Below are 3,930 nucleotides of genomic sequence, written 5' to 3'. Positions count from 1 at the left end.
CCATCACTGTTGACCCTGATCGGATAGCCGCGCTGTTTAAGGGCCTGCGCCACCTGTTTGACCAGATCCAGCCGCAGCAGTGATTCCCCAAAGCCGCAGAACACCACTTCGTCTATCCCTTCAGGCTGGCCGATGGCTGCCATCACCTCTTCAAACCTCGGTTCGTGGTCTAACAGTAGATTGTGCCCCTTGACGGTAAACTCATCAAACTTAGGGCAGAAGGTGCAACGATTTGAGCAGCGGTTGGTGATGTTCAGGTAGAGCGAATTCCTGATCCGGTAGGCGATCTTGGTGGAGTCGTCCCAAAGCGGAATACCGAACAGGCGCCCGGCATTCATGGTGGTGATCCGGCCCACATCTTCAACGGTCAGCCCGCGCAGTTCAGCCACCTTTTCAGCCGTGATACGGGTGTAGGCCGGTTCATTGCGTTTGCCGCGATGGGGCACCGGTGACAGGTAGGGACAGTCAGTTTCCAGCAGTAGCCGTTCCAGCGGCACGTTGCGTACCACCTCACGCAACTGCTCGTTGGAGGGGTAGGTGACCGTACCGGGAATGGAGAGGTAGAGACCCTGATCCAGGCATTGCCGGGCAAAGTCCAGATCACCGGAAAAACAGTGCATAACACCCTTTGTAACACCAGCTTCTTTGATCATGTCCAGGGTTTCAGTATGGGCATCCCGATCATGGATTACCACCGGTTTATCCAGCTTTTTTGCCATCTGTAGAAAACGTCGGAAGACCCGCTCCTGTTCTTCACGTGGGGAACGATTGCGATAGAAATCCAGGCCAATTTCGCCAATGGCAACACACTTAGCAGTTGTCCGCGCCAACTCTTCCAGTGCCAGAATGGTGGTCTCATCAGCCCCTTCCGCATCATGGGGATGAATACCCACGGTGCAGAAAATGGTGGGGTGGCTGTTCGCTATCTCAACTGCCTGTTGACTTGATGTTGCATCAGCACCAACCACGATCATCCCTTTAACACCAGCGTCATCAGCCCGGGCAAGCACTTGATCAAGGTCGTTCTGGAAATCATCGTAATAAATATGGCAATGGGTATCAATAATGGTTGTCATAAACCTGTATTACCTGCTCTTTGAGTGAAGCCCGATAGATTTCAGGGCCTGTTTGATGGATTGTGGATCATAGCCATCGATCACAAATCTGCCGTTGTCAATGACGATCAACGGTACAATATCACCATGAAAATGGTCATGCCATTCACGGTAAAACTGGTGGTTTTTTTGAATGTCCCGTGGCTCAAACGGGATGTTACGTGTGGCGAAAAAACTTTCCGCCTTGGTACAGTAGCCTCAGCCATCGGCTACAAAGATAACAATCCGTTTACTAGAGGGGTAGAGTAACTGAGGGGTTCGAGGCTGGACCGCCTCTGCCCGGTGGGGGCAGAAGACGGTCATGGCCAGCATGAACAGAAGGTACAGAATAAGATTCTTCATGGCGGGTAACATCACCAAATCAAATATTTATGACAGGTTCCAGAGCATCATTTCAAGAATGTCTTTGGGGCTTTTACCTACTTCGGTCACCACCGTCGGTTCAAAACCACAGTGCATCATGCACTGGGCGCACCGGGGGTCTTTGCCCACGCCGTAGCTGTCCCAGTTGACCTGTTCCATCATATCCTTGAAGGTGGGGTAGTGGCCGTCAGTGATCAGGTAGCACGGTGCCTTCCAGCCCTGTGGGTTACGGGTCGGGTTGCCCCAGGGGGTGCATTGCAGCTTTTTCTCGCCTTTGAGGAAGCGCAGGTACATCGGGGTGGACCAGAAGCGGTGCTTCTTGCTCATCTCGTAAACTTCTCTAAATTTCTTCTCAATTTCCTGGCGGACCAGGAACTGCTTTTCCTCTTCAACCGCTTCATAGCTGAAGCCAGGTGCCACCAGGATGCCGTCCACACCAAGCTCTTCCAACTTCTGGAACAGCATTTCAATCTCAACCAGATCAGTATCGGTGAAGATGGTGGTGTTGGTGCAGACCCGGAATCCTCTGGCCTTGGCTGCCTTGATGGCTGCCATGCCGGTCTTGAAGCAGCCTTTGCGCTCCAGTATCCGGTCATGGGTCTGCTCAAGACCATCCATATGGACGTTAAAGGTCAGGTTCGGATGGGGCTGCATCTTTTTGATGGATTCTTCCATCAGCACGGCATTGGTGCAGAACATGATGTGACGGCCACGGTCCAGTATCCCCTGTACCAGCTCATAAATGTGGGGGTAGAGGAACGGTTCACCACCGGTAATGGTGACCACCGGTGCCGGACATTCATCAACTGACTTCAGGCAGTCTTCCAGCGACATCATGTCGTTGATGGTGTTGGCATACTCGCGGATACGTCCGCAGCCGGAGCAGGTCAGGTTACAGAGGTGGGTCGGTTCCAGCATCAGTACCAGCGGGTACTTCTCAACCTTGTTGAGGTTGTTTTTGATGATGTACTTGGTCAAATCATAGTTCAAACGCCACGGAAAACGCATGCAATCAATCCTTTCAATTCTTCAAAAACGCTTGTACTGCAGCTGCTATGCCTTCAGCATCAATCCCCACATCCTTGCGGAGTTGTGCCTGGGTTCCTTGTTCAATGTACTGGTCCGGTATGCCGATCCGTTTGACCCTGACCTGTGACATATCGTTGTCCTGCAATAGTTCTAACACCGCACTGCCAAAGCCGCCCTGCAGCACGTTTTCTTCAACCGTCACAATCCTGCCGGTGGCCTTGGCCTGACCAAGGATCAGGTCAGCATCCAGCGGCTTAATGAAGCGGGCATTTACTACACCAGCGCTGATGCCTTGCTCGGCAAGCTGCTCAGCTGCCTTGACCGCAGGCATGACCGTTGAACCGATGGCAACAATGGTCAGATCAGTGCCTTCCCGCAGCAGTTCACCTTTGCCGATCGGCAGGCATTCCATTTTTTTGTCCAGCGGCACGCCATAACCTGCACCGCGTGGGTAGCGCAAGGCCACCGGGGCCTTTAGCTCCAGTGCAGTCTTCAGCATGTGGCGCAGTTCGTTTTCATCCTTGGGGGCCATAAAGGTCAGGCCGGGCAGGTGCCGCATAAAGGAGAGGTCAAACACCCCGTGGTGGGTGGGGCCGTCGTCACCCACCAGTCCAGCCCGGTCCATGGCGATCACCACCGGCAGGTTCTGCAGGCAGACATCGTGGAAGACCTGATCATAGGCCCGCTGCATAAAGGATGAGTATATAGCTGCTACCGGTTTGAAGCCGTCAGCAGCCAGCCCGGCTGCAAAGCAGACGCCATGCTGTTCGGCAATACCCACATCAAAGAAACGGTCTGGCAGGGCATCGCTGAAGAAGTTCAGTCCGGTGCCGTCCGGCATGGCAGCGGTGATGGCCACCACCTTGGGATCTTCCTTGGCCAGATCAACCAGGGTGCGTCCAAACACTTCGGTGTACGAGATGGTGGATGACTTGGCCGGTGCCTTGCCGGTTGAAAGGTCAAAGGCCCCCACGCCGTGGAACTTGTCAGGTGTCTCTTCAGCCGGACGGTAGCCCTTGCCCTTGGTGGTCATCACATGCAGCAGTAGTGGACCATCAAACTCACGGGCATTGTTGAAGACCTCAATCAGGCCGGGCAGGTCGTGGCCGTCAATCGGGCCGATGTAGTCAAATCCCAACGCCTCAAACAGGGCGCCAGGGGTCAAAAAGCCCTTGAGCGAATTTTCCGCCCGACGGGCAAATTTAAGGATATCCTTGCCAAAGGCCGGGATGTTGGTCAGCAGTTCCTTCATCTCCTTCTTCAGTTCACGGAAATGGCGGGTGGTCATCTTGCGGGAGACAAAGGCGGAAAAGGCGCCGACGTTTTTTGAGATGGACATCTCATTGTCGTTCAGCACTACAATCAGGTTTTTCTTCAGATGTCCGGCCTGGTTCAAACCTTCAAAGGCGATGCCGCCGGTCAG

General features: G+C 53.9%; 4 protein-coding genes and 1 pseudogene. All 5 read right to left on the bottom strand.

All coding sequences use genetic code 11. The annotated features are described in order from the left end of the window. A partial coding sequence (locus OEL57_RS15065) for a TatD family hydrolase (protein ID WP_300741582.1) occupies nucleotides 1-1,076 on the bottom strand: 1,076 nt, incomplete at its 3' end. Nucleotides 1,077-1,085: 9 nt separating this feature from the next. Next, nucleotides 1,086-1,301 (bottom strand): annotated as a pseudogene (locus tag OEL57_RS17115) (glutaredoxin family protein); the annotation flags it as partial. A gap of 12 nt (nucleotides 1,302-1,313) precedes the next feature. Further along, entirely contained in the window at nucleotides 1,314-1,457 is a 144-nt protein-coding gene (locus tag OEL57_RS15060) for a hypothetical protein (RefSeq protein WP_300741580.1), read from the bottom strand. A gap of 27 nt (nucleotides 1,458-1,484) precedes the next feature. Beyond that, complete coding sequence (hpnH, locus tag OEL57_RS15055) at nucleotides 1,485-2,486, bottom strand: adenosyl-hopene transferase HpnH (protein ID WP_300741577.1); 1,002 nt, start codon at nucleotides 2,484-2,486, stop codon at nucleotides 1,485-1,487. Between the two features lie 13 nt (nucleotides 2,487-2,499). Then, on the bottom strand, nucleotides 2,500-3,930 hold a 1,431-nt coding region (dxs, locus tag OEL57_RS15050; RefSeq protein WP_300741575.1), incomplete at its 5' end, for a 1-deoxy-D-xylulose-5-phosphate synthase.

The sequence above is a fragment of the Trichlorobacter sp. genome (genome assembly GCF_030247655.1).
In the GTDB taxonomy this organism is placed as follows: Bacteria; Desulfobacterota; Desulfuromonadia; order Geobacterales; family Pseudopelobacteraceae; genus Trichlorobacter.
Note: the sequence above shows the minus strand (reverse complement) of the source record. Positions and strands in the feature narration are given on the sequence as shown.

Bases quoted from the DNA above. Each gene is read 5' to 3' on its own strand.
- OEL57_RS15060 (WP_300741580.1), bottom strand. From the start codon at position 1,457: ATGAAGAATCTTATTCTGTACCTTCTGTTCATGCTGGCCATGACCGTC.
- hpnH (WP_300741577.1), bottom strand. From the start codon at position 2,486: ATGCGTTTTCCGTGGCGTTTGAACTATGATTTGACCAAGTACATCATC.